The organism is Aquabacterium sp. (genome assembly GCF_034003525.1).
Taxonomy (GTDB): domain Bacteria; phylum Pseudomonadota; class Gammaproteobacteria; order Burkholderiales; family Burkholderiaceae_C; genus Aquabacterium.
On sequence record NZ_JAVEYN010000001.1, the window covers coordinates 44,712 to 68,905 of the forward strand.

The following is a 24,194-nucleotide window of genomic DNA, read 5'->3' on the forward strand; positions in this document are numbered from 1 at the left end:
GGATCAGGCCGATTCGAGGAGCAGGGCGTCGCGGGTGATCAGCAGGAGCTGATCGGCGCCAGAGGTGGTTTCCAGCCAGGTAACAGGCAGGTCAGGGAAGGCGCGCTCGAAGTTCGGGCGCTCGTTGCCGATTTCCAGCACCAGCACGGCGTCGCGGCCCATGTAGCGGTCGGGCTCGGCACGCAGGGCTGCGAACAGGGCGCGGGTGAAGTCCATGCCATCTTCGCCCGAGGCCAGGGCCAGCTCGGGCTCGGCCTGGTACTCCGCCGGCAGCTTCTTCATGGAGTCGGCGTTGACGTAGGGCGGGTTGCACAGGATCAGGTCGTAGGGGCCGCGGGCGGCTTGCAGACCATCGCTGTGCAACAGGGTGATGCGGTCGCCCAGGCCATGCTGATCGACGTTGATGCGGGCCACGGCCAGCGCGTCGTCGCTGATGTCCACGGCATCGACCACCACGTCCGGGTAGGCCATGGCGGCCAGCACGGCGAGGCTGCCGTTACCGGTGCACAGGTCGAGCACGCGGTGGGTCTGGTCGCTGAGCCAGGCGTCAATGCTGCCGTCAGCCAGAACTTCAGCGATGAAGGAGCGCGGCACGATCACGCGCTCGTCCACATAGAACGGCACACCTTGCAACCAGGCCTGGTGCGTGAGGTAGGCGGCGGGCTTGCGGGTGCGGATGCGCTCGTCGATCAGGGCCAGGGCTTCGTCGCGCTGGGCATCGGTGACGGCGGTGTCGGCCACCTCGTCCAGGGCATCGAGCGGGTGGCCCAGGCGCCACAAGACCAGCCAAGCAGCTTCGTCGAAGGCGTTGGTGGTGCCATGGCCAAAGGCCACCTGGGCCTGGGTCAGGCGCTCGGCGGCCTGTTCAATCAGTTCAATGACGGTCACGTCAGGAGTCTTTCCAGCGTCTGCCGGTAGATGTTCTTCAGGGGCTCGATGTCGGCCACGGCCACGTGCTCGTCGATCTTGTGGATGCTGGCGTTCACGGGGCCGAACTCGACCACCTGCGGGCAGATCTGCGCGATGAAGCGACCATCAGAGGTGCCACCGGTGGTAGACAGCTCGGTGTCGAGGCCAGTGACGTCCTTGATGGCAGCCGCCATCGCGTCGACCAACGGGCCACGACGGGTCAGGAAGGGACGCCCACCCAGGGTCCAGTCGATGTGGAACTCCAGGCTGTGTTGGCGCAGCACATCTTCCAGACGGGTTTGTAGCCCTTCGGGCGTGGATTCGGTGGAGAAGCGGAAGTTGAAGTCGATGGCCAGTTCGCCCGGGATGACGTTGTTCGCGCCCGTGCCCGCATGGATGTTGGACATCTGCCAGCTGGTCGGTGGGAAGTGGTCGTTGCCCTGGTCCCAGACGATGGAGGCCAGTTCGGCCAGCGCCGGCGCAGCCTGGTGGATGGGGTTGCGCGCAAGATGCGGGTAGGCAATGTGGCCCTGGATGCCCTGGATGCGCAGCTTGCCGGATAGCGAGCCGCGTCGGCCGTTCTTGATCATGTCACCGACCTGCTTGACCGAGGTGGGCTCCCCCACGATGCAGGCGTCCAGGCGTTCACCTTGCGCGGTCAGCCATTCGCAGACCTTCACGGTGCCGTCGACCGAAGGGCCTTCCTCGTCGCTGGTGATCAGGAAGGCGATGCTGCCGGCGTGGTCAGGATGTTTGGCCACGAACTCTTCGCTGGCCACGACCATGGCCGCAAGCGAGGTCTTCATGTCGGCGGCACCACGTCCGTACAGGCAACCGTCGCGGTAGCTGGGCACGAATGGCGGGCTGGTCCACTGGTCGAGCGGACCGGTGGGCACGACATCGGTGTGGCCGGCGAACACCAGGGTGGGGGCGCCCTCGGCATGGCCACGGCCGCGCTTGATGGCCCACAGATTGGTAACGGGTGCTTCTTCAGGCCCGAACACCAGCGTCTGGCAGGTGAAGCCAATGGCCTGCAGGCGCTCGGCCATCAGGGTCTGGCAACCCTCGTCCACGGGCGTGACGGAGGGACGGGCGATCAGCGCCTCGGTGAGGCGCACGGTGGCGGTCATGTCAGGATCTCAGCGGGGAAGGGGGAAGGGAGGCCGGGGCTCTTCTTCCGGGTGCACGTCCAGGGTGATTTCGGTGAACGTCGGGCCGTCTTCGTTTTCTTCGGGCTTGGCAGCGGCTTTGGATGGAATGGTGGTGTCGTTTTGCAGACGCCACATCAGGTCGGTTGGCGAGTCGGCGTAGCGCAGGCCTTCTTCGCGTGTGACCAGGCCTTCGCGGATGAGGCGGGCGATGTCCTGCTCGAAGGTTTGCGAGCCTTGAGACATGGACTTCTGCAGGGCTTCCTTGACCTCGTTGAAGTCACCGCGGGTGATCATCTCGGACACCAGTTGGGTGTTGAGCAGCACCTCCACGGCAGGCACACGCCCGCCGGAGGTGTTTTGCAGCAGACGCTGCGAAACGATGGCCTTCAGGCCAGAGGCCAAGTCGCTCAACAGAGCGGGACGGGCTTCCGGCGTGTAGAAGGACAGGATACGGCCCAGCGCGTGATAGCTGTTGTTGGCGTGCAGGGTGGACAGCACCAAGTGACCGGACAGCGCATACGACAGCGCCGCAGTCATGGTTTCGCGGTCGCGGATTTCGCCGATCAGGATGCAGTCAGGCGCCTGACGCAGGGCGTTCTTCAACCCCACCTGCAGCGACTGGGTGTCACGCCCCACCTCCCGCTGGTTCACCACCGACTTCTTGTTAGTGAACAGGAATTCCAGCGGGTCTTCAATCGTGAGGATGTGCCCCGTCATGCGCTGGTTACGGTACTCCAGCATCGACGCCAGGGTCGTGCTCTTGCCCGCGCCGGTGGCGCCCACCACCATGATCAGGCCCCGCTTTTCCAGCACCAGATCGGCCAGCGACATCGGCACGTTCAGGGACTCCAGCGGCGGGATGTCGCTGGGGATGTAGCGGAACACGGCCGCGACCGAGCCACGCTGCTTGAACGCGCTCAAACGGTAGATGCCCACGTTCGGGATCGTGATCCCGAGGTTGAGCTCACCCGTTTCGTCCAGCTCTTCGAGCTGTTGCGGGGTGATCAACTCGGACAGAAGCTGACGCGGTTGCGAGGGCGTCAGGATCTGGTCCGTGAGTTGCAAGATCTGTCCATTGATCTTGATGAGGATGGGTGTCTTGGCAGACAGGAAGACGTCCGATGCCTTTTTCTCGGTCATCAGGCGCAGGATCTTTTCAAGATTGCCACCGCTCATCAAATGCTCTCCCGTGATGGGTTGTCAATGGACCGACGCAGAGTGCAGGGGCCGATCAGGCGCCGCGCAGCAGGTCGTTGATGCTGGTCTTGGAGCGGGTCTGGGCATCGACGCGCTTGACGATGACGGCGCAGTACAGCGAGTACTTGCCATCGGCCGAGGGCAAGTTGCCGGACACGACCACCGAACCGGCGGGGATGCGACCGTAGGTGACTTCGCCGGTCGTGCGGTCGTAGATCTTGGTGGACTGGCCGATGTACACGCCCATGGAGATCACCGAGTTCTCTTCCACGATCACGCCTTCGACCACCTCCGAGCGGGCGCCGATGAAGCAGTTGTCTTCGATGATGGTGGGGTTGGCTTGCAGGGGCTCGAGCACGCCACCGATGCCGACGCCGCCCGAGAGGTGGACGTTCTTGCCGATCTGGGCGCACGAACCGACGGTGGCCCAGGTGTCGACCATGGTGCCTTCATCGACGTAGGCGCCGATGTTGACGTAGGACGGCATCAGGATCACGTTCTTGGCCTGAAAGCTGCCGCGACGGGCCACAGCGGGGGGCACCACGCGCACGCCGGAAGCAGCCAGTTGCTCGGCGCTCCAGCCGGTGTACTTGGTGGGGACCTTGTCGTAGAACTGCAGGTCGCCCTGGCCCATGGGCACGTTGTCGTTCAGACGGAAGCTCAGCAGCACGGCCTTCTTGACCCACTGGTGGGTTTCCCACTGGCCGTTGATCTTCTCGGCCACACGCAGCTTGCCGCTGTCGAGCTGGTCGATGATGTGGTTGACGGCATCACGCACTTCGGCGGGAGCGGCGGCAGCCGACAGGGTGGTGCGCTGTTCCCAGGCGTTGTCGATGACGGTTTGCAGAGCTTGAGACATGTGGTTCTTTCGGGAAATCAGACAGATTGGGATTGGATGAAGGCCTGGATGCGCTCGGCGGCTTCGACGCACTCGTCGACACCGGCCACCAACGCCATGCGGACACGGCCAGCGCCCGGGTTGATGCCGTTGGCCTCACGGGCCAGATAGCTGCCGGGCAGAACGGCCACATTGTATTGAGCCAGCAGCTCGCAGGTGAACGCTTCGTCGCTGCCGCCACAAATGTGCTGGGGCACCTCGGCCCACAGGTAAAAGCCAGCGTCTGGCAGGGCCACGTTCATGACCGAGGCCAGGATGGGCGTGACACGCTCGAACTTCTGGCGATACAGGGCGCGGTTTTCGACCACGTGGGCTTCGTCGTTCCAGGCGGCGATGCTGGCGCGCTGCACGGCCGGGCCCATGGCGCTGCCATGGTAGGTGCGGTAGAGCAGGAAGGACTTGATGATGGACGCATCACCGGCCACAAAGCCAGAGCGCAGGCCAGGCACATTGGAGCGCTTGGACAGGCTGGTGAGCATGATCAGGTTCTTGAAGTCGTGGCGGCCCAGCTTGGCGGCGGCTTCCAGCCCCCCCAGCGGGGCGGCATCGGCGCCTTCGCGGAAGTAGATCTCGGAATAGCACTCGTCCGAGGCAATCACGAAGCCGTAGCGGTCGCTCAGCGCAAACAGGCGCTCCCACTCGGCCAGCGGCATCACGGCACCGGTCGGGTTGCCTGGGGAGCACACGAACAGCAACTGGGTGGTGGCCCAGGTGTCCTCCGAGAGGCTGGACCAGTCGGCCGCAAAGTTGCGTGCCGGGTCGGAATTGGCAAACACCACGCGGGCACCGGACAGCAGGGCGGCCCCTTCGTAGATTTGATAGAAGGGGTTGGGGCTGACCACGGCCGGACCACCCGCATCGCGGTGCTGGTTGGGGTCGATCACGGTTTGCGCCAGCGCGAACAGCGCTTCACGCGAGCCGTTGACGGGCAGCAGTTGCGTGGCCGGGTCGATCTTCAGGCCGTAGCGGCGCTGCATCCAGTCGGCACAGGCGGCACGCAAGGCCGGATCACCTGCGGTGGCAGGGTAGTTGGCCAGGCCTTCCAGGCCCGCCACCAGTGCGTCCTTGATGAACTCAGGGGTGGCGTGCTTGGGCTCGCCAATGCCCAGACTGATGGGGCGATACGCTGCGTTCGGCGTCACGCCAGCGGTCAGGCGTCGCAGGCGCTCGAAGGGATAGGGCTGGAGTTTGTTCAGCAGGGGATTCATGGGCAGGCATTATCCCAGCCCCAGGAGGCAGATCGGTGCCGCACGGACATTCCCCTCAGCCGTCCTGCTCAGGGACCGTGGCCACGACCGAGCGGTGGCGACCGTCGCTCTTGGCCTGGTACAGGGCCTGATCGGCGCGCTCCAGGGTGCCATCGGTACCCTCGTCGCCCTGATACAGCGCCAAGCCCGCCGAAAAGCGCAGGCGCAACTGAGGGGCGGACTCCGAGACGGTGACGCTGGCCAAGGCATCGCGCACACGGTCGAGCGCAATGGCCGCCTTTTGCGGGCTGGTGTTGGGCATGAGGAACAGGAACTCCTCGCCGCCCCAGCGGGCGAGGGTGTCGGTGTCGCGCAGCACCATCGATGCGGCCGAGGCAAAGGCCATCAGTGCCTGGTCGCCCACCAGATGACCGTGCTCGTCATTGATGCGCTTGAAGTGGTCCAGGTCGATCAAGGCCACCGTGAAGCGCTCGCCATAGCGCTGGTAGCGCTGTGCGGCATAGGCCAGCTTTTCCTGCATGTAGCGGCGGTTGTAGAGGCCGGTCAAGGAATCACGGGTTGCCAGTTGCTGGACCTGGTCCAGGGCCTGCTGCAGCTCTTTGCGCTGTGTGGACAGGCGCTTGCGCCAGCTGGAAATCAGGTAACCGGTGAAGATCAGGACGGGCAGACTGCCCAGCATCACACCGAAACGCAGCAGTTCCAGTTGGGGGGGATAGTAGGCCGGGTCCAGACTGGACAGCACCCCCATGGCAGCGCCCAGCAGGACCATGGCCAAAATCCCATTCATCACGGACAGGCGTGGCGTGTGGGTGTACATGCCGAACACAATCACCAGGGCGATGAGCACCAGCACCATGCCCCGCTCGGACGGGTCCAGCGTGACGTAGGCAAAGGCGATGGCCAACTGGGCGTACAGGTTCTGCAGCATCATCAGCCCGGGGTCGCGCCAATGCCGGGTGACGCCGCTGCGCACCAGCAGGTAGAAGACCAGGTGAGCCGGGAACGTCACTGCGATCAGGAGCTGGGGGCCGATAGGCAGCATCATGCCGACCGTGGCGGCATGGGCGGCCGCAGCGCAGCAGATGGCGTACATGACAGCGCACAGCAAGATGATGCTGGTGTGCCCGCGGGTGTGCCGGTCCGGACCCAGGATGGCCAGGGCGCTGCGCTGCAGGGCGTCCATCAGGCGGTCGGGGCCGGCTTCGGCGACGGTCAACTCGGTCATCTGCGCTCCTCAGGCGGGGAAGGCCGGTGGCGGCACGGGGTTACCGAACAGGTCAGGGGTCAGCAACGGGGCCCAGACCGAGCGGTTTCGACCGGAGGCCTTGGCCTGGTACATGGTCTTGTCGGCGCGCTCCACCAGTTGATCGAGCGTGTCGTCGGGTTCGGCCTGCACCAGGCCGGCAGAAAAGCTCATCTGCAAGCCGGGGTGCTCAGGTAGGCGCCAGGCGTTGAGAGCCTTGCGCAGGCGCTCCAGCGAGGCATGGGCCTCGTTCAGGCGCGTCTGCGGGAACATCACCAGAAACTCCTCGCCACCCCAGCGGCCAACCTGATCGACGGCCCGCAGGTGCTGGCGCGCCAGATCCGCAAACCCTTGCAGCACCGCGTCGCCGGTGGGATGGCCGTAGCGGTCATTGACCTGCTTGAAATGATCAAGGTCGATCAAGGCCACACACCACTGCGTGCCGTGGCGCTCGGCGAGTTGGCGCTCGGCTTCCAGGGTTTCTAGCATGACGCGGCGGTTCAGCAGCCCGGTCAACTGGTCGAGGGTGGCCATCTGCCGCACGGTCAGCACGGTCTTGCGCAGCTCCTTGGCTTGCTCGCTGATTTCGGTGCGGATGTCGCTCACCCACTTGCCGACCAGGGAGAGCAGCAGCAGGCTGGCTCCACCGACCATCAGGTGCGTCGCCCCCTTGGTGAGCATGCCCACGGCGGTGTCGCGCCAGTCCACCCAGGCGAACGCGCCGCCCAGCATCAGTGTGGCCACCATGCCCAGCCCCAGCACCTGCCTGGGGCGCAGGCGCAGCATGGCCACCACGATGACCTGGGCCATCAGCACCAGTACGTTGACACGGTGCTCGTCCAGCACCATGTAGGCGGCCACGCACAGGCACAAAGAGGCCACGGAGTGGGGAAAGGTGAGCACCGGGTCTTTCATGCGCTGCGTGAGGCCGGTGCGAACGGGCAGCCAGAAAGCCAGGAAGGTGGCGATGCTGGCCAGGGTGATGGCCCAGGCGATGGGCGTGGCCAGCTCGTGCAGGTGAACCAGATGCCAGATCATGGCCATGCTGGCCAGGTAGGTAGGCAAGGACGCCAGAACCAGCAGCGTGTGGCGGCGCACGCGTGGCTCTTGACCCAGAAGAGGGGCCGAGAGGGCGTGTAACCAGTTCAATGCTTTCATGCGGCTGCGTGATCTCCGACGGGCCGCATCACAAGGCGCCCTGTCAACGTACTGAAAGGTACATCATCTACCCTTCCTTGACGCGCCGGGTAAGTACCTGCCATCAGAGTAAGTCAGCAGCCAATCAGGCAAAAATGCCACAAAAATGGCGGTCAACATGCCCGTACTGACGGCTTCACCCCAACCGAGCAGCCAGTAGGCCAGCATCCACTCGTCCGCGCGCAGGGTGTCGGGCTTGTGCCCGACGGCCAGCGCCAGGGCGCCGCTGAGGGTCACGGACAGGGCCGTGGTGAAGAAGCCCCGACCCAGGATGTAGACAAAGAGGTGGTGAGGCAGCCAGCGCCGAATCAACAAGCCAATGCCCAAAGCCAGGGTGGCGGGCAGCATGCCCATCCAGACCACGTGTATGGCCAAGGTGTCGAGCTCGGGCCACATGGGGCGATGGATGTAGCTGGCGCCCGCGGCAATGGGCAGCAAGGTCCACATGGCCAGCGGCCAGCCAAACATCAACACCAGCAGGCAGGCGCCAGTCACGTGCAGGGCCATGCCGTTGGGCAACAGGTGCTCGGTCCACCAGACGAAGGGCAGGAGCGCCACGCAACCCAACCAGGGGCTTTGCAGGGGGCGGTGAGCCAGTGGCAGCCAGGGCTTGAACAACAAGGCCACGGCCAGCACGCCCAGCATCACGGCCGTCTCGAATCCGGCGGGCGGCACCCAGTTCATGGTGTGTCCTGCGTGTCAGCAGAGGTGTGCAGAGAAAAAAGACAGCCCGGAGGCTGTCTGAGATTGGATGCTGAGGCTCAGCCCAGCAGGCCGGTTTCGGCGTTGTGCTGGGGCAGGTCGACCTTGGGGGCCGGCTTCCAGCCCTTCTTGCGGTGCTCGACGACGACGTTGGTGTAGATGCCGCCGCGCACGTACCACTTGGCCGTGATGCGCAGGTATCGCGGCTGGATGGCCTTGACCATGTCGTCGAGGATGGAGTTGGTGACTTTTTCGTGGAATGCCCCGTCATTGCGGTAGCTCCACATGTACATCTTCAGACTCTTTAGTTCGATGCACAGCTCGTCGGCGATGCAGTCGATGGTGAAGTGGGCGAAGTCGGGCTGACCGGTGAGCGGGCAGAAGCAGGTGAACTCGGGCACCTGGAACTGGATCACGTAGTCGCGCTGGGGCGCGGGGTTGGGGAAGACGTCCAGGTGACGGGAAGGCACCGACGGCGGCGTGGCCGGCTTGGCGCGTTCACCCACCTCGAGGGCCGTGCCCTTGGCTGGGGTGGTCTTGGCGGTGGAGGCGGGGGCTTTCTTGGCCATGGTGAACAACTCTGCTGTGAATGGATTGCCGGCAAAACGCCGATGGTATCATCTTTGATTAGTCTTTACCCGTAACGAAACGGCTTTTACCAAGCAAATCAAGGACTTAGCCGTCTACCTTTGCCCTGTGGACGCCTTCCGAGCATGCGCCTGAACTCGATCAAGCTGTCTGGCTTCAAGTCATTCGCTGAACCGACCCACTTTCAACTGCCCGGGCAACTCGTGGGGGTGGTGGGGCCGAACGGCTGCGGCAAGTCCAACATCATGGACGCCGTGCGCTGGGTGCTGGGTGAATCCAAGGCGTCGGAGCTGCGTGGCGAGTCCATGCAGGACGTGATCTTCAACGGCTCGGGCAACCGCAAGCCGGCCAGCCGCTCCAGCGTGGAGCTGGTGTTCAGCAACGAGGACGCCCGCGCGGGTGGACAGTGGAACCAGTTTGCCGAAATCGCCGTCAAGCGCGTGCTGACCCGGGACGGCAACTCCAGCTACTTCATCAACAACCAGCCGGTGCGCCGCCGCGACGTGCAGGACGTGTTCCTGGGCACCGGCCTGGGACCACGCGCCTACGCCATCATCGGGCAGGGCACGATCAGCCGGATCATCGAATCCAAGCCCGAAGAGTTGCGCCTTTTCCTGGAAGAGGCTGCCGGGGTGTCGAAGTACAAGGAGCGCCGTCGCGAGACGGAGAACCGTCTCAAGGACACCCGCGAGAACCTGACGCGCGTGGAAGACATCCTGCGCGAGCTGAACAACAACCTCGACAAGCTGGAGAAGCAGGCCGAGGTGGCCAGCCGCTATCACGCGCTGCAGGAACAGGGCACGCTCAAGCTGCATCAGCTGTGGTTCTTGAAGCACCGCGATGCGGCGTCGGAAGAGACACGCATCAAGCTGGCTGTGGCTGAGGCCACCAACGCGCTGGAGGCCCGATTGGCCGAACTGCGCAGCGTGGAGGCCCAGCTGGAGCAGGTGCGACAAGATCACTATGCCGCCAGCGATGCGCTGCACGTGGCGCAAGGTGAGTTGGCCGAGGCCAATCTGGCCGTGAGCCGACTGGAAGAGCGGATTCGCTATGTGGTGGAAGGCCGCCAGAAGGTCGAGCAGCGCCTGGCCGAGCTGAAGGAACAGACCCAGCAGTGGGTAGAGCGCCGCGCGGCCGCCGAGTTCGAGCAGGAAGAGCTGGCCGAGAAGATGCTGGCCGCCGAAGAGCAGGCCGAGATCCTCGCCGCCCAATCGGAAGAGCTGGCCGGCAACCTGCCCAGCTTTGAAGATGCGGTGCGCAGCGCCACCCAGCAGGCCAACACCCAACGTGGCGTGGCAAGCCAAGTGCAGCAGCAGATTCAGCTGCTGGCGGCCGAGTCGCGCAACATCGACGATCAGTCGCGCCAGCTCACGCTGCGGCGTGAGCGTCTGAGCGGCGAGAAGCACGCTCTGGGCTCGCCCGATACAGCGCGTTTGGCCGACCTGAAGCAGCAGCTGGAAGCCGTGCAGGAAGAACTCACCATGTCAGAGGCCCAACTGGGTGAGCTGACCGAGCAGGTGCCCGAACTGGACGAGGCCCGCAAAGCGCAGCAGCAAGAAAGCCAGACCCAGGCGGCCAAGCAGGCCGAACTGACCGCCCGCCTGGAAGCGCTGCGCACCCTGCAAGAGAAGGTGCAGACCGAAGGCAAGCTGAAACCTTGGCTCGCCAAGCATGGGCTGGACAGCCTGCAGGGCCTGTGGCGCAAGGTGCACATCGAGCCGGGTTGGGAAGTCGCGCTGGAATCGGCGCTGCGCGAGCGCTTGTCCGCCCTGGAAGTCGGGCGGGTGGAGACGGTGCGCGCTTTCGAGCAGGACGCGCCGCCGGCCAAGCTGGCCTTCTACAGCGTACCGGCCAGCGGCATCCAGAACACCCACACCACGCTGCCGCGCCTGTCGGATCAGTTGCGGCTGCAAGACGACGGCCTGAAAGCGCTGCTCAACGACTGGCTGGAAGGCGTGTACACCGCCGCCACACTGGAAGAGGCCCTGACCAACCGGCAACGCCTGACCCACGGCGAGGTCATCATGACCCGCGCGGGGCACACGGTCAGCCAGTTTGCAGTGAGTTTCTACGCGCCCGATTCGGAACAGGCCGGCATGCTGGCCCGTGCTCAGGAGATCGAGAGCCTGGACAAACAGGTGAGGGCGCAGATCCTCCTGGCCGAAGACGCCCGTGCCAGCCTGATCCGTGCCGAGGCCCATTACACCGACGCCTCGCAGCGCCTGGCCGCTGCCCGCCGCCAGACCAGCGAGGTGCAGCAACGCGCCCACCAGTTGCAGGTGGAAGTCCTGCGCCTGACGCAACAGGCCGAGCAAGCTCAGGCTCGACATGGTCAGATCGCCGAAGAGTTGGCCGAGATCGATGCCCAACTCGACGAGCTGCAAGAGCGCCGCGCCACCGGTGAAGCCCGCTTTGAAGAGCTGGACCTGAGCCTGGCAGAAGCCCAGGAGCGCCACGCCCAGCTGGAAGAGGCGGTGATGGAGGCGGAGCGCAAGCTCAATCAGGCCCGCGAACAGCTGCGCGCCCAGGAGCGCCAGGCGCAAGAGGCGCAGTTCAGCGCCCGCGCCATGGCCTCGCGCCGGGGCGAATTGCAGCGCAGCATCGAAACCTCGGCCCAGCAGATTCAGCTCAACGAGACCACGGTGGCCCAGCTACATGAAGAGCAGGCCCGCTTGAGCGATGCCTCTGCCCACACCGGTCTGGACGAGGCCTTGGCGGTGCGCGTGGAAAAGGAAGGCCTGCTGGCCGAGGCCCGTACGAAGTACGACGACCTGTCCGCCCAGTTGCGCCGAGCCGACGAGCAGCGCATGGGCTTTGAGCGCAGCCTGCAGCCCTTGCGTGACGAGATCACCAAGCTGCAGCTGGAGCAGCAGGCCGCCACGCTGGGCGGCGCCCAGTTCCTGGAGCAGCTCACCGCAGCCGAAGTGGACCTGGCCGCGCTGGCCGAGGCCATCGAGCGCGATGGCGTCAAGCTCTACGGCCTGCAGACCGAGATCGACCGCATCCAGCGCGAGATCAACGCCCTGGGTGCCGTGAACCTGGCCGCCCTCGAAGAATTGACCGCGGCACGCGAACGCAAGGGCTTCCTCGACTCGCAAATGGCCGACCTGAGCGACGCGATCCAGACCCTCGAAGACGCGATCCACAAGATCGACCTGGAAACGCGCGAACTGCTGGGCGCCACGTTTGACACCGTCAACGAGCATTTCGGACGCATGTTCCCGAGCCTGTTTGGCGGCGGCAGCGCGCGCCTGGTGATGACGGGTGACGAAATCCTGGACGCCGGCGTGCAGGTGATGGCGCACCCGCCCGGCAAGAAAAACAGCACCATCCACCTCTTGTCAGGTGGCGAGAAGGCCCTGACCGCCATCGCACTGGTGTTCGCGATTTTCCAATTGAACCCCGCACCGTTTTGCCTGCTCGACGAGGTGGACGCGCCCCTGGACGACGCCAACACCGAGCGCTATGCACGCCTGGTCAAGAGCATGTCCAGCGGCACCCAGTTCCTGTTCATCTCGCACAACAAGATTGCGATGGAGATGGCCGAGCAACTGGTGGGCGTGACGATGCAAGAACAAGGTGTCTCCCGCATTGTGGCGGTGGACATGGAGGCGGCGTTGGGCATGGCCCACGCAGCTTGAGGACAGACAAACATGAACGATTCGCTGACTTCCTATCTGGTCATCCTGGGCGGCGTGGTGCTGATCGGGGTGCTGGCCCATGGCGCCTGGAGCGCCCGCAAGGCGCAGGCCCGTCACCCCAAACGGGCCGAGGTCGAGCCCGTCGATGGCGACAGCCAGCACGACCCGTTCAGTGCCACCTCCACGATGGAGCACGAGCCCACCCGCCCGATGATCGCCGACGCGGCGGCGCTGGCTGCCTCGGCCGTGGTGCCTCCGCCCGTCAAGCGCACCGGTCCGCGCCTGGATGCCCTGGTGGACGCCATCGCCACCTTGACGCCCGAGGGCCTGCTCAGCGGCGACAACATCCTGATGCACCTGCCGCCCACCCGCCGTGCGGGCAGCAAGCCCGTGCTGATCGAGGGTCTGCGCATGGACTGCGACGAGTGGGAGACCCCACAAGCCGGCGTGCTCTACAAGGAGTTGCAGGCCGGCGTGCTGCTGGCCAACCGCACCGGCGGTCTCAACGAAATCGAGTATTCCGAGTTCGTGCAAAAGATCCAGACCATGGCCGACACCCTCGGCGCTTCGGTTGAGTTCCCGGACATGCTCGACGTGGTCGCGCGCGCCAAAGAATTGGACGCTTTTGCGGGTGCCCACGATGCGCAACTGGCCATGCGTCTGCACGCGCGTGGCAGCGCCTGGTCGATTGGCTATGTGCAGCAGCAGGCCGCTCGCCACGGCTTTGTGCAAGGCGCCTTGCCTGGCCGCATGGTGTTGCCAGGTGCGGAAGAGGGCGCTCCGCCCATGTTGACGCTGCAGTACGACGCGCAAGCCGCCTTTGCCGAAGACCCGGATCAAGCCACTTTGCGCGAGCTGATGCTCTCGTTCGATGTGCCGCAAACTGCCGCCCAGCATGAACCATTCAAAGCCTGGTGTGCGGCCGGTGAGGCCTTGGCGCTGAGCATGGATGGCCTGATGGCCGACGACCAGGGGCAGCCGTTCAACGCCGCCGCCTTTGCCTCGATCGAGGCCGAGCTGAGGCGCCTGTACGAGTCCCTTGCAGCACGTGATCTGGCCGCCGGCGCCCCGTCCACGCGACGCCTGTTCAGCTGACGCGTCACGGCCATGTCGCAATCTGATCTGTTTGGCGGGGCCGAGTCGGCGCCCGCCGGCGCGCCCTCGCCAGAGGCGGAACGCGCAGCGGTGTTGCGTGAGTTGCTGCACGCCCATGCACACCGTTACTACGTGCTGGACGACCCGAGCATCCCGGACGCCGAGTACGACAAACTGTTTGCCGAGTTGCAAGCCATCGAAGCCGCCCACCCTGAGCTGCTGACGCCCGATTCGCCCACGCAACGCGTGCTGGGCAAGGTGCTGGACGGCTTCACCCCGGTGCGCCACGCCGTGCCCATGCTGTCGATCCGTACCGAGACCGACACCGAAGCCTCGGGCGCTGAAGCGTTTGACGCGCGCATTCGCCGCGAACTGGGCCTGACCGAAACCGACCCGCCGGTGGCCTATGCCGCCGAGTTGAAGTTCGACGGCCTCGCCATCAACTTGCGCTACGAGCACGGCGTGTTGGTGACGGCCGCCACACGGGGCGACGGCGAGCAGGGCGAGGACGTGACCCAGAACATCCGCACCGTGGGCCAGATCCCGCTGAAGTTACAAGGCGCGGCCCCCGAGGTGCTGGAGGTGCGCGGCGAGGTCTACATGCGCCGCGACGACTTCGAGGCGCTCAACGAACGCCAGCGTGCGAGGGGCGAGAAGACCTTCGTGAACCCGCGCAATGCCGCGGCCGGCGCCGTGCGTCAGCTGGACCCGGCCATTGCCGCTCAACGGCCCTTGAGCTTTTTCGCCTATGGCCTGGGAGAAGTTCAAGGCTGGGAGGTGCCCGCCACACACAGCGCCATGCTGGACGCCCTGCAGGCGATGGGCATGCCCGTGTGTGAACACCGCACCGTGGCCTTGGGCGCTACCGGCCCCGACGGTCTGGTGGCCTTTCACCAGCGCATGGGCGCCCTGCGTGACAGCCTGCCATTTGACATCGACGGCATCGTCTACAAGGTCGACAGCCGCGCCTTGCAGGAGCGCCTGGGCTTCGTCAGCCGTGAGCCGCGTTGGGCCGTGGCGCACAAATACCCGGCACAAGAGCAGCTCACTCAGGTCGACGGCATCGACATCCAGGTCGGCCGCACCGGCAAGCTGACCCCGGTGGCGCGCCTCAAGCCCGTCTTCGTGGGTGGCGTGACCGTGACGAATGCCACCCTGCACAACCTGTTCGAGTTGCGGCGCAAGCGTGTCCGCATTGGCGACACCGTCATCGTGCGCCGCGCTGGCGACGTGATCCCCGAGGTCGTGGGCGTGGTGGCGGGCGAACGCCCGGCCTACGTGCCCAACTTCCGCATGCCCGCTCATTGCCCGGTGTGCGGCAGCACCGTGGTGCGCGAACGTGGCGAAGTGGACCACCGCTGCACCGGCGGACTGTACTGCGCCGCCCAGCGCAAACAGGCGCTGCTGCACTTTGCCCAACGCCGCGCCGTGGAGATCGAAGGCCTGGGGGACAAGCTGGTCGACCAGTTGGTGGACGGTGGTTTGGTGCGCACCTTGCCTGACCTGTACAAACTGGGTGTGATGAAGCTGGCCGCTCTCGACCGCATGGCCGACAAGAGCGCCCAGAACATCGTGGCCGCGTTGGAAAAGAGCAAGCAGACGACCTTGCCGCGCTTCCTGTTCGGCCTGGGCATTCGCCATGTGGGCGAAGCCACCGCGAAAGACCTGGCCCGTCACTTTGGTCAGATCGACCGCATCATGGACGCTCCCGAAGAACAACTGCTGGCCGTGCGAGACGTGGGGCCGGTGGTCGCCCGCAGCATCCGCACCTTTTTTGACCAGCCCCACAACCGCGAGGTGGTGGAGCAGTTGCGCGCCGCTGGCGTCACCTGGACCGAGCACGAGCCTTCGGCCGCGGCCGATGCGGCGAGCCTGCCTTTGTTTGGCAAGACGCTGGTACTCACCGGCACGCTGCCGACCCTGTCGCGCGAGGAGGCCAAGGCCTTGATCGAAGAGGCCGGCGGCAAGGTGGCGGGCTCGGTGTCCAAGAAAACCCACTATGTGGTGGCCGGCGAGGAAGCCGGCTCCAAGCTGGAGAAGGCGCAGTCCCTGGGCGTGCCGATCCTGGATGAAGCGGGTTTGCAGGCGCTTTTGGCCTCGCCCAGCCCCACCTTGCCAGAGGAGCCACCGCAAGATTGAGGCGGGATTCGGGTCTTTTTGCGACTCGAACCCAGAGCCCTGCTGGCATTTGGCAGAATGGCAGGCCCCTGAGGAAAATGAATGTCCACCCCTGATACCGACAAGAAGTCCCCGATTGACGCCCTGACCCCGGTGAGCGCTGCCCTGGTCGAGTTTCAGGCGGAAGCCCGCGTGCCCACCGAGCATGGCAGCTTCACAATGAAGCTGTTCCGCGAAGAAGGCACTGGCCGGGAGCACATCGCCATGGTGATGGGCGACGTGAAAGGCAGCGCCCTGGTGCGCGTGCACTCCGAGTGCATGACCGGTGACGTGTTTGGCTCGCTGCGCTGCGATTGCGGCCCCCAGCTGCAGTTTGCGATGAGCGAAATTGGCAAGAAGGGCAGTGGGGTGGTGGTGTACCTGCGCCAGGAAGGGCGCGGCATTGGCCTGGCCAACAAGCTGCGCGCCTACCAATTGCAAGACCAGGGAATGGACACGGTCGAGGCCAACGAGCACCTGGGCTTTGCCGCCGACCTGCGCAATTTCGACGTGGCCGCACAGATCCTGGATTTCCTGGGGGTGTCGTCGGTCAAGCTGATGACGAACAACCCGCGCAAGGTGGACACCCTGTCCAAGCATGGCGTCAAGGTCGAAGAGCGCGTGCCGGTGCGCAGTGAAGTGCAGGCCGAGAACGAACGTTACCTGGGCACCAAGGCCCGCAAGCTGGGCCATCACATCGACTGGCTGGGGTGATCCAGCCATGGCGGCGCCAGACCTGATCGACAGCGAGGAAGAGGACTCCCCCGAACGGCATCGGGTGGCCCAGCGCACCACCTGGGTCAGCGTGGTCGTCAACCTGATCCTGACGACGCTGCAGGTGGGGGTGGGCTTTTTCGCCCATTCCCAGGCCTTGGTCGCCGACGGCATCCACTCCCTGTCGGACCTGGTGGCCGACTTTGTGGTGTTGCTGGCCAGCCGGCACAGCCGCAAGGGACCGGACGCCGACCACCATTACGGGCACCACCGCTATGAAACCGCGGCCTCCATGGTCCTCGGCCTGCTGCTGCTCAGTGTGGGCGTGGGCATGTTGTGGAGCGCGGTGGGCAAACTGAGCACACCGGAGAGCATCCCGGCTGTCAAGCCGATTGCGCTGTACGTGGCTTTGTTCACGCTGCTGTCGAAAGAGCTGCTGTTCCGGTACATGCTCAAGGCGGCCGAACGGGTGCGATCGAGCATGCTGGTGGCCAATGCCTGGCATGCGCGCTCGGATGCGGCGTCATCCCTGGTGGTGGCGCTGGGCATTGTGGGCAACCTGATGGGCTACCCGCTGCTCGACCCCGTGGCGGCGCTCATCGTGGGCTTCATGGTGGGCAAGATGGGCTGGGAGTTTGCCTGGAACGCCCTGAGCGACCTGATGGACCGTTCGGCCACGCAGGAGCAGATCGATCAGATTCACTCGCTGCTGCGCGCAACACCCGGTATAGCCGGCGTGCACGATCTGCGCACCCGCAAGATGGGCGACATGATCATGGTGGACGCACACCTCGAAGTCGACGGCACGCTGACCGTGCGAGAAGGGCACGACATTGCCCTGGCTGCCCGCGAGCGCGTGATGGCGGCTTTGCCAGTGCTGAACGTGATGACCCACCTCGACCCGGTGCCGCACGATGCGGCGCCCCATCAGGTCGACTGACTGCAGACGCGGTTGCGGCCCTGGTGCTTGGCGTCGTACAGCGCCCCATCGGCCAGCGACATGAGGTGCTCGACCTTCATGCCCGGGCGGGCTTCACACCAGGCCACGCCCAGACTGGCCGTCACCACGCTGGACGTGGTGGAGCGCGCGTGGGGAATCTGGCAGCGTTCGACCTGCGCGCGCACCTGCTCGGCCAGTGCGAGCGTGGCGGCTTCGTCGAGGTTGGGAATGGCGGCGATGAACTCTTCGCCGCCATAGCGTGCCACGATCACACCCTGGCCATTCAAGGTCTGCTTGAACACCTGGCACACCTGCTTGAGGCAGGCATCGCCGGCGGGGTGGCCATAGTGATCGTTGAACATCTTGAAGTGATCGACGTCGATCATGAAGATGGCCAGCGGGGTGCGTCCGAAGCTGGCTCGCTGCCACAACTGCTGCACCGAGGTCTCGAAATGGCGTCGGTTGTACAGCCCTGTGAGTTCGTCCACCCGTGACAGCTCACGAAGCCGGACCTGGGTCTGGGTGAGTGAGCGGATCAGGCCCCGTTCGCGCTCCGTCAACAGGAACCGGCGCCGGTCGTCGTTCTCCAGCGCGTAATTGGCGGTGAGCGTGAACGCCGCGCTGGACAGCACCATCGACACCAGCGGCAGCACCATGCGGTCGGGGAAGGAGGGCAGGGCGTAGATGCCGACCACGTGCAGGGCAAGCAAGATCAGCGAGAAGGCAACGGCATACCAGAAACGCAGGCGCTGCACGATGTTGCCGTAGGTGATCACCACCATGAAGCCGATGTGATACAGGTAGGCCAGGGGACTGCTGCTAATGCACAGGATGAAGGTGAGCAGTGCCGCCGCGGCCAGACCGCTGCCCATGGAGATGAGTTCCAACCCCGATGGCGACACCTGCTGGAACAGCCGGATGCGCCCCCCCGCAAAGGCCCACAAAAACAGCAAGGCGAGGGGTGTGAACACCAGCAGCCGCAGGACCAGGGCCAGCGCGAACACATCCGGCAGCATCAGGTAGTCGGCCACCAGGAAGACGTTGAAGACCAGCAGCGAGATGAAGCCGCTCTTGAGGATGTGCACGCGGCGCGCCTCGAGCCCGGCCTGCCGGAACTCGCGCTCCAACTCGGGCGGGAACTGCATCAGCGGAAAGCCGCGCTTCAGCAAGCCGTCGATCACCGTGGTGCGGGCGGCGTCAAGCTCGGGATCGAATATGGATTCAGGGCTGGCGGGCAGGGTCTCAGCCAAGGCGCTCATTCATCCCACCCCAATGCCACGACGCGGTTGCGGCCGCCTTGCTTGGCCTGGTACAGAGCCTCGTCCGCGGCCGAAATCAGTCGCGTGGTTGTGGCCCCCTCATCGGCGGGCGTCAGCGTGGCCACCCCGATGCTGACCGTGACCACGGCATGGGTGCTGGAGGTCGCATGCAGCAGGTTGAGGCCTTCGATGCCACGGCGGATGCGCTCTGCCGCCCCACGTGCTGTCTGCAAGGAGGTGCCTGCGAGCACCGCGATGAACTCCTCACCACCATAGCGGGCGATCAGGTCACCGGGTTCGCGCAGGCGGCGCTTGAGGGCGGTTGCCACGGCTTTCAGACAGGCATCGCCCACCGGGTGGCCGTAGCGATCGTTGTAGGCCTTGAAGTGATCGACGTCGATCATCATGAGGGCCACCTCACCGCCGTCGCGCTTGACCCGCTCCCAGACTTCGGCAAGGTGCTCGTCGAAATGACGGCGATTGGCCACCTCGGTCAGGATGTCGCTGCGGGAGGCGTCATGCAGTTCCTGATTGGCGTCTTCCAGGTCCTTCAGAAGCAGGCGCTCGCGCAGGTGCAGCAGCCAGTTCAGGCGGTCATCACGCTCCTGGCAATAGCAGCCGTACAAGGTGAAGGTGATGGTGCAGGCGAGCAGCAGGCCCCCGGGAATCAGGACGCGCGCCTGCTCGGCCGGCAGGTGAACGGCGGCGGCAATGAAGATGCTCATGATGAGGGCGTCCAGCACCGCGGCAGGGACGAAACGCATGCGGACCACGCTGTTGGTGTACATCGCGATGGTCGCGAGGCTGACCAAGTAGGTCGACGCGAACGGATCGTTGCTGGAGACGATGAGCCAGGCGTTGATGGCCGCGGCACCGACACCAGGGATCAGGACGAACCATTCCCGCGTGGCGGGGGAGCTCCAGCGCGGCAGCAAGAACACGCCGACGATCACGGCGGGCGTGAACAGGAACAGACGCAGGCGCAGGGCCTGGTCAAACTGGTCGGGAATCAGCAGCCAGTCAGACACCAGCAACCAGTTGAAGACGAACGCCACCAGCACGCCGCTGATGACCATGGTGCGCAGGCGCTGTGGCCCGGCATCGGCAATGAACGCGTTCTCCAGGGGCTCAGGCAAACGCAGGGAAGACTTGCCCTTGTTCAGGAGACGCTCGACCTCAGCCGCTTCGATCGGCTCATCCGCCACCGGTCCGGGCACAGTCACCCCGAAGCCGGAGGGCGTGAACTCGGTCGACTGGAAGTTGTAGGCAGAGAGGGCAGTCATGACAACTGACACAAGACATCGGTCATTGCGTCTGATCGTAACTGGGGCCGGTCCGCGCTCGCCGCCAAGGCCGTGGTGGCTTTCCCTTAGAGCAGGGCGCCCCCTCGGCCGGTGCGTGTCAAATTCACGGCTTGATGGCGATCTTCAGCACGCCGTCACGCTGGTGGGCGAACAGATCGTAGGCCGCGACGATGTCTTCGAGCTTGTACTGGTGGGTCACCATCACGCCCAGGTCGATGCGGCCCGATGCCACCACGTTCATGAGGCGGCGCATGCGTTCCTTGCCACCGGGGCACAGGGCGGTGTTGATCTTGTGATCGCCCAGGCCGGCGGCGAAGGCCGACAGGGGGATGGTCAGGTCGCTGGAGTACACGCCCAGGCTGGACAGGGTGCCGCCCGGCTTGAGCACGCGCAGGGCCGACTCGAAGGTCTGCTGGGTGCCCAGGGCCTCGATGGACGAGTCGGCGCCGCGCCCGCCGGTGATCTTCATGATCTCGTCGACCACATCGCAGTTCTTGAAGTTCAGCGTGAGGTCGGCGCCCAGCTTTTTGGCGATGCCCAGGCGGTGGTCGTTGCCGTCCACGGCGATGATGGTGGAGGCGCCCAGCAGGCGCGCACCAGCGGTGGCGCACAGACCGATGGGGCCTTGGGCAAAGACGACAACGGTGTCACCGATGCGGATGTTGGCGTTTTCGGCACCCTTGAAGCCGGTGGACATGATGTCCGGGCACATCAGCACCTGTTCGTCGGTAAGCCCATCGGGGATGGGCGCGAGGTTGGCTTGGGCGTCGGGCACCAGCACGTACTCGGCCTGGGTGCCATCGATCAGGTTGCCGAAGCGCCAGCCAGCCGTGGCCTTGTAGCCGTGGCAACCGCACAAGCCTTGCGGGACGAGGTAGCTGCCGTCTTGCGAGGCTGCGCCATCTTGCGCCGCATAGGAGTTGAAATTGGGGCAGATGGCGCCGGCAATGACGCGCTGGCCTTCGGTGTAGCCCTGGACGGCGCTGCCGAGCTTTTCAATCACGCCCACGGGTTCGTGCCCGACCGTCAGGCCCTTGGCCACAGGGTACTCACCCTTGAGGATGTGAACGTCGGTGCCGCAGATGGTCGTGGTGGTGATGCGGATCAGGGCGTCATTGGGGCCGACGTCGGGGATGCGCTTGTCGACCACCTCGATGCGACCGGGTTCGACAAACACTGCGGCTTTCATCATCGCTGCCATGGCGAGTCTCCTGGGTGAAGTGTGGGTAGTCTTGCTTTCTAGCACAGCAGCGTGAAGACGGTCGTGACATGGCGCAGTGCGTGGCGGGGCTTATAGTCTCCGGCATGAGAAATCAGGATCGTGAGGGACACAGCGATGGTGGCAAGCCGATGGGCTGGTGGGCGCGCATCCTGTCCGCGTCGGCCTGGAAGATCGCGGTGTTCTGGATGTTGGTGGCCCTGGGCCTGACGCTGTTCTTCGAACCCATCGTGGCGGAGCGGGCGGCCAGACGGGCTCTACAGCCAGCGATTGAGCTGTTTTGTTCGGCAGGGGCCAAGTGCACTTGAGTTGTTGGCACAGGGGAGCGTGATTGAATCGCCCACCATAGGCAATATCAAGGTTGCGAGTGCCGATAGGACTGTTCAAAAGCCTCTCGCGCCTTGATGTGGTCGTTTGCACATTTCGTGAATGCGGCTGAATCCGGTGGGCTCTGGCAGACCTTTGGTGCCGTGTAGTAGCTTTTCCATGCGAGCTCTTTGTCAATGGCTCGTTGGTGTGCCATTGCTTCAGCTTGTCTTTGCGCGTTGATGCGTGCCTGGGCTGCCTTCGCGTCGGCTTCAGCTTGAATTTTGGCCGCCATGGCGCGTGCATGTGCCTCTGCTTGTTGTTTTCGCGTTTGCGCGTTCAACTCTTTGATCACGTTGTTCAGTTCAATGCGCGCATATACCGCGACCACCACAGTTTTGATGGCATCGGCCATCAGGATGCCGAGCGTGACGGCCCCCACGATGGTCCAGAAAGTGATGGGGGAGGGCTTTCTTTCAAATGGCATGCGGTCCTCTGATGTTTTGGATTGTTATACCTGCTATAGCGCCCTTCGCACCGTTTACAGTGCTCGCATGGGATATCAAGACCGCGATTGGTACAAGGATGACCGGAAAGCCAAAGACGCTGATGCTGTGAAGCGGGCGTCATATGCGCCGCGCACATTCCGTCGTGATCGTTCGTCTCCGCCCGAGCCTCACCAATGGCCAACCTGGGCAGTGGTTTTGATCTGGCTGAGCATTTTTGCGTTTGCTGGATTCATCGCAGACCGCTTCATCACCGACCGTAAGGCAATGCAGGCACTTGAGCGGCGGTTGATGGACCTGAAGGATTGCGACTTCGTCGCATCCGGTCCTTGTATGAAGATTGCCCCCCAGAACCGTAGATGAGCGAGATCAGATCTCTGTGAAAATCGGCGTCCACACCATAGTTTACATAATACACATCGTCGCAAGTAACTAAAGCGAAGTCAGGACAGCTGGATCGGCGTGCTCAGCTACGTGAGCAAGGCTATCGGCTGCGTGTCTTGTACATGACGCTGGGCTTCAACCGCGCGTCCATTGCGAAGTTTCTTCAGGTCTCTACCAGGACGATCTATTACTGGGAGTCGGGCTCTACCCCCATCCCGTTTGCCACGTACAAGTTGCTGCGAGTCATGGCTCGCGATGAGCTGCCCGGCAAGTGGGATGGCTGGTCCTTCAGTCGAGGCGTCTTGTGGTCCCCAGAGGGTCACGGCTTCGCTGCCAAGGACCTGTCCTGGTTGTCTCTCACCGTACGCAAGGCAGCCCTGTTCACCGAGGTCTACAACAAGTGGCAGGCTTCCCAGGCCAAGCTCAAGGAGCTGAGCGCAGTGATGCATGGCAGTCACCTGTCGGTGACGAGCCCGGAACGGGGGGAGACGGCCGCGCCGGCGCACCCAGGTCCGGGCGCGGATCGGCGGGACGGTCTTGTAACACGTCCCGTTTGTCCCAAAAATGGGAATCTTCTAGTCAATTCGGCCGTGGCTCGCCAGGACGGGAGCGATCTTGTAACACGTCCCGTTTGTCTCACCGATGAGATTTCTGAGGCAAAGAACAGGGGTCTTCGGACAGAGGCAAACGACTACGTTTCGTGGGGCCTGGACCGTGGTCGGTTCGCCTGGACCCTGCGTCCCGATGGCAGTCTGGGCGGCTCGTACGCCCAAGGAGATGTGCGATGAGCCGCCGTCCTGGTCAGTCCCCGGCCGTGCTGCTGCAGACTCATCACGTGGGCCTTGTGCGGGCTGTGCTTGAAGCCAACCCCGGCTTGTCATTGCGCAAGCTCTGCCCCCTGGTCCAGGAAGCCTGTGGGCTTCCTTCGATGAACGAGGCCACCTTGCAGCGCTTCATCAGCGTGCGTGGGTTCGTTCGAGTGCTGCCCGCATGGTCACAGGTCAAGGCTGAGCGTGTGTATGGCGAGCTGGGCTCGGAGCATGTTGACCTGATCCGGGCATGGTGCGCACCGAGGCGCACAAGCGGCCTTGTATGGCTTCAAAACGAGCTGGAGAGGCGTCTGGGCTTCACAGCCTCGCGGCAAACGCTCAAGGCGTTTCTGCTGCGTCATGGGCTGCTGGTTGATGGCGTCGTCTCAGTCCAGGCCCCGTCGGTTGCGTCTGTCACCGAGCTTGAGTCGTCAGCTGGTGGTGCTGTTCGCTGGACGAAGTTGGCCCGATCGCCCCAAGGAGAGATCAATGAGCATTGAACGATCGCTGTATTTGGCCTGGTCAAGCACCACTGACCGTGTTGTGAAGATTCGCTCGCATTGGGTACGGCGGCTCGCCTTGCGCGCCCTACTCTGGCCGTTTGACTTCGCGCTAACTCGTCCCTTGGCCATCAACTTTGTACGCCGCAACTCCGGTGGGGTCGAGGGGATTCCGTGACGGTCACGATTATTGGGGTACTGGTCGCATGGTGGCGACGCAGGAGCCGGATCTGAGAGTTAGCGTGACGGTCACACAAACTCAAGGCG

22 protein-coding genes are annotated in these 24,194 nt (G+C 64.4%); 9 read left to right on the forward strand and 13 right to left on the reverse strand.

What is annotated here, in order from left to right:
- Positions 1-3: 3 nt before the first annotated feature.
- The 9 genes from prmB to queF all read right to left on the reverse strand — a co-directional run bounded on the left by prmB (position 4) and on the right by queF (position 9,074).
- Entirely contained in the window at positions 4-888 is an 885-nt protein-coding gene (gene prmB / locus RBT42_RS00250) for a 50S ribosomal protein L3 N(5)-glutamine methyltransferase (protein WP_320361532.1), read from the reverse strand.
- Positions 885-2,039 carry a succinyl-diaminopimelate desuccinylase gene (dapE, locus tag RBT42_RS00255; protein WP_320361534.1) on the reverse strand — a complete coding sequence of 385 codons (1,155 nt, stop codon included), beginning with the start codon at positions 2,037-2,039 and terminating at the stop codon, positions 885-887. The genes prmB and dapE overlap by 4 nt, the downstream gene beginning before the upstream one ends.
- Before the next feature lie 9 nt (positions 2,040-2,048).
- Positions 2,049-3,236 carry a PilT/PilU family type 4a pilus ATPase gene (locus RBT42_RS00260; RefSeq protein WP_320361536.1) on the reverse strand — a complete coding sequence of 396 codons (1,188 nt, stop codon included), beginning with the start codon at positions 3,234-3,236 and terminating at the stop codon, positions 2,049-2,051.
- 55 nt (positions 3,237-3,291) lie between these two features.
- Complete coding sequence (dapD, locus tag RBT42_RS00265) at positions 3,292-4,116, reverse strand: 2,3,4,5-tetrahydropyridine-2,6-dicarboxylate N-succinyltransferase (RefSeq protein ID WP_320361538.1); 825 nt, start codon at positions 4,114-4,116, stop codon at positions 3,292-3,294.
- A 17-nt stretch (positions 4,117-4,133) separates the two neighbouring features.
- Positions 4,134-5,363, reverse strand: coding sequence for a succinyldiaminopimelate transaminase (dapC, locus tag RBT42_RS00270; RefSeq protein ID WP_320361539.1), 1,230 nt, complete (start codon positions 5,361-5,363; stop codon positions 4,134-4,136).
- A gap of 55 nt (positions 5,364-5,418) precedes the next feature.
- Entirely contained in the window at positions 5,419-6,588 is a 1,170-nt protein-coding gene (locus tag RBT42_RS00275; RefSeq protein WP_320361541.1) for a GGDEF domain-containing protein, read from the reverse strand.
- Between the two features lie 9 nt (positions 6,589-6,597).
- Positions 6,598-7,764: a GGDEF domain-containing protein gene (locus RBT42_RS00280; protein WP_320361543.1), complete on the reverse strand. Its 1,167-nt coding sequence runs from the start codon at positions 7,762-7,764 to the stop codon at positions 6,598-6,600.
- 63 nt (positions 7,765-7,827) lie between these two features.
- Complete coding sequence (locus RBT42_RS00285; RefSeq protein WP_320361545.1) at positions 7,828-8,487, reverse strand: energy-coupling factor ABC transporter permease; 660 nt, start codon at positions 8,485-8,487, stop codon at positions 7,828-7,830.
- A gap of 77 nt (positions 8,488-8,564) precedes the next feature.
- Positions 8,565-9,074 carry a preQ(1) synthase gene (gene queF / locus RBT42_RS00290; protein WP_320361547.1) on the reverse strand — a complete coding sequence of 170 codons (510 nt, stop codon included), beginning with the start codon at positions 9,072-9,074 and terminating at the stop codon, positions 8,565-8,567.
- A 144-nt stretch (positions 9,075-9,218) separates the two neighbouring features.
- Between queF and smc the strand changes: the two genes are divergently transcribed.
- The 5 genes from smc (at position 9,219) to RBT42_RS00315 (ending at position 17,640) form a co-directional block, all read left to right on the forward strand.
- On the forward strand, positions 9,219-12,734 hold the full coding sequence (smc, locus tag RBT42_RS00295; protein WP_320361549.1) for a chromosome segregation protein SMC: 3,516 nt from the start codon (positions 9,219-9,221) through the stop codon (positions 12,732-12,734).
- A 12-nt stretch (positions 12,735-12,746) separates the two neighbouring features.
- The gene (locus RBT42_RS00300; RefSeq protein WP_320361550.1) at positions 12,747-13,829 is read left to right on the forward strand and encodes a cell division protein FtsZ; all 1,083 of its coding nucleotides are present in this window, start codon (positions 12,747-12,749) and stop codon (positions 13,827-13,829) included.
- 12 nt (positions 13,830-13,841) lie between these two features.
- Positions 13,842-15,968: an NAD-dependent DNA ligase LigA gene (ligA, locus tag RBT42_RS00305; RefSeq protein ID WP_320361552.1), complete on the forward strand. Its 2,127-nt coding sequence runs from the start codon at positions 13,842-13,844 to the stop codon at positions 15,966-15,968.
- Positions 15,969-16,049: 81 nt separating this feature from the next.
- Positions 16,050-16,700: a GTP cyclohydrolase II gene (gene ribA, locus RBT42_RS00310; RefSeq protein ID WP_320361554.1), complete on the forward strand. Its 651-nt coding sequence runs from the start codon at positions 16,050-16,052 to the stop codon at positions 16,698-16,700.
- Between the two features lie 7 nt (positions 16,701-16,707).
- Positions 16,708-17,640, forward strand: a complete 933-nt coding sequence (locus tag RBT42_RS00315) for a cation diffusion facilitator family transporter (RefSeq protein ID WP_320361556.1) — start codon at positions 16,708-16,710, stop codon at positions 17,638-17,640.
- Here the strand turns inward: RBT42_RS00315 and RBT42_RS00320 are convergent.
- The 3 genes from RBT42_RS00320 to RBT42_RS00330 form a co-directional block, all read right to left on the reverse strand.
- Positions 17,628-18,899 (reverse strand): GGDEF domain-containing protein, encoded by a 1,272-nt coding sequence (locus RBT42_RS00320; RefSeq protein ID WP_320361558.1) that lies wholly within the window; start codon positions 18,897-18,899, stop codon positions 17,628-17,630. The genes RBT42_RS00315 and RBT42_RS00320 overlap by 13 nt on opposite strands.
- Positions 18,896-20,182 (reverse strand): diguanylate cyclase, encoded by a 1,287-nt coding sequence (locus RBT42_RS00325; RefSeq protein ID WP_320361560.1) that lies wholly within the window; start codon positions 20,180-20,182, stop codon positions 18,896-18,898. Before RBT42_RS00325 ends, RBT42_RS00320 begins: the two co-directional genes overlap by 4 nt.
- Positions 20,183-20,306: 124 nt before the next feature.
- A complete protein-coding gene (locus tag RBT42_RS00330; protein WP_320361562.1) occupies positions 20,307-21,404 on the reverse strand; it encodes an NAD(P)-dependent alcohol dehydrogenase in 1,098 nt (365 codons plus the stop codon).
- A gap of 104 nt (positions 21,405-21,508) precedes the next feature.
- Here RBT42_RS00330 and RBT42_RS00335 point away from each other — a divergent pair, with 104 nt between their 5' ends.
- Positions 21,509-21,730 (forward strand): hypothetical protein, encoded by a 222-nt coding sequence (locus RBT42_RS00335; protein WP_320361563.1) that lies wholly within the window; start codon positions 21,509-21,511, stop codon positions 21,728-21,730.
- A gap of 47 nt (positions 21,731-21,777) precedes the next feature.
- On the opposite strand, the gene RBT42_RS00340 is transcribed toward RBT42_RS00335, so the two are convergent.
- A complete protein-coding gene (locus RBT42_RS00340) occupies positions 21,778-22,215 on the reverse strand; it encodes a hypothetical protein (protein ID WP_320361565.1) in 438 nt (145 codons plus the stop codon).
- A 67-nt stretch (positions 22,216-22,282) separates the two neighbouring features.
- Here RBT42_RS00340 and RBT42_RS00345 point away from each other — a divergent pair, with 67 nt between their 5' ends.
- From RBT42_RS00345 to RBT42_RS00355, 3 genes are all read left to right on the forward strand, one after another.
- Positions 22,283-22,597: a hypothetical protein gene (locus RBT42_RS00345; protein WP_320361566.1), complete on the forward strand. Its 315-nt coding sequence runs from the start codon at positions 22,283-22,285 to the stop codon at positions 22,595-22,597.
- Between the two features lie 143 nt (positions 22,598-22,740).
- Positions 22,741-23,406 carry a VC1465 family Xer recombination activation factor gene (locus tag RBT42_RS00350; RefSeq protein ID WP_320361882.1) on the forward strand — a complete coding sequence of 222 codons (666 nt, stop codon included), beginning with the start codon at positions 22,741-22,743 and terminating at the stop codon, positions 23,404-23,406.
- Positions 23,403-23,927: a hypothetical protein gene (locus tag RBT42_RS00355; RefSeq protein ID WP_320361567.1), complete on the forward strand. Its 525-nt coding sequence runs from the start codon at positions 23,403-23,405 to the stop codon at positions 23,925-23,927. Before RBT42_RS00350 ends, RBT42_RS00355 begins: the two co-directional genes overlap by 4 nt.
- The last annotated feature ends 267 nt before the right edge of the window (positions 23,928-24,194 follow it).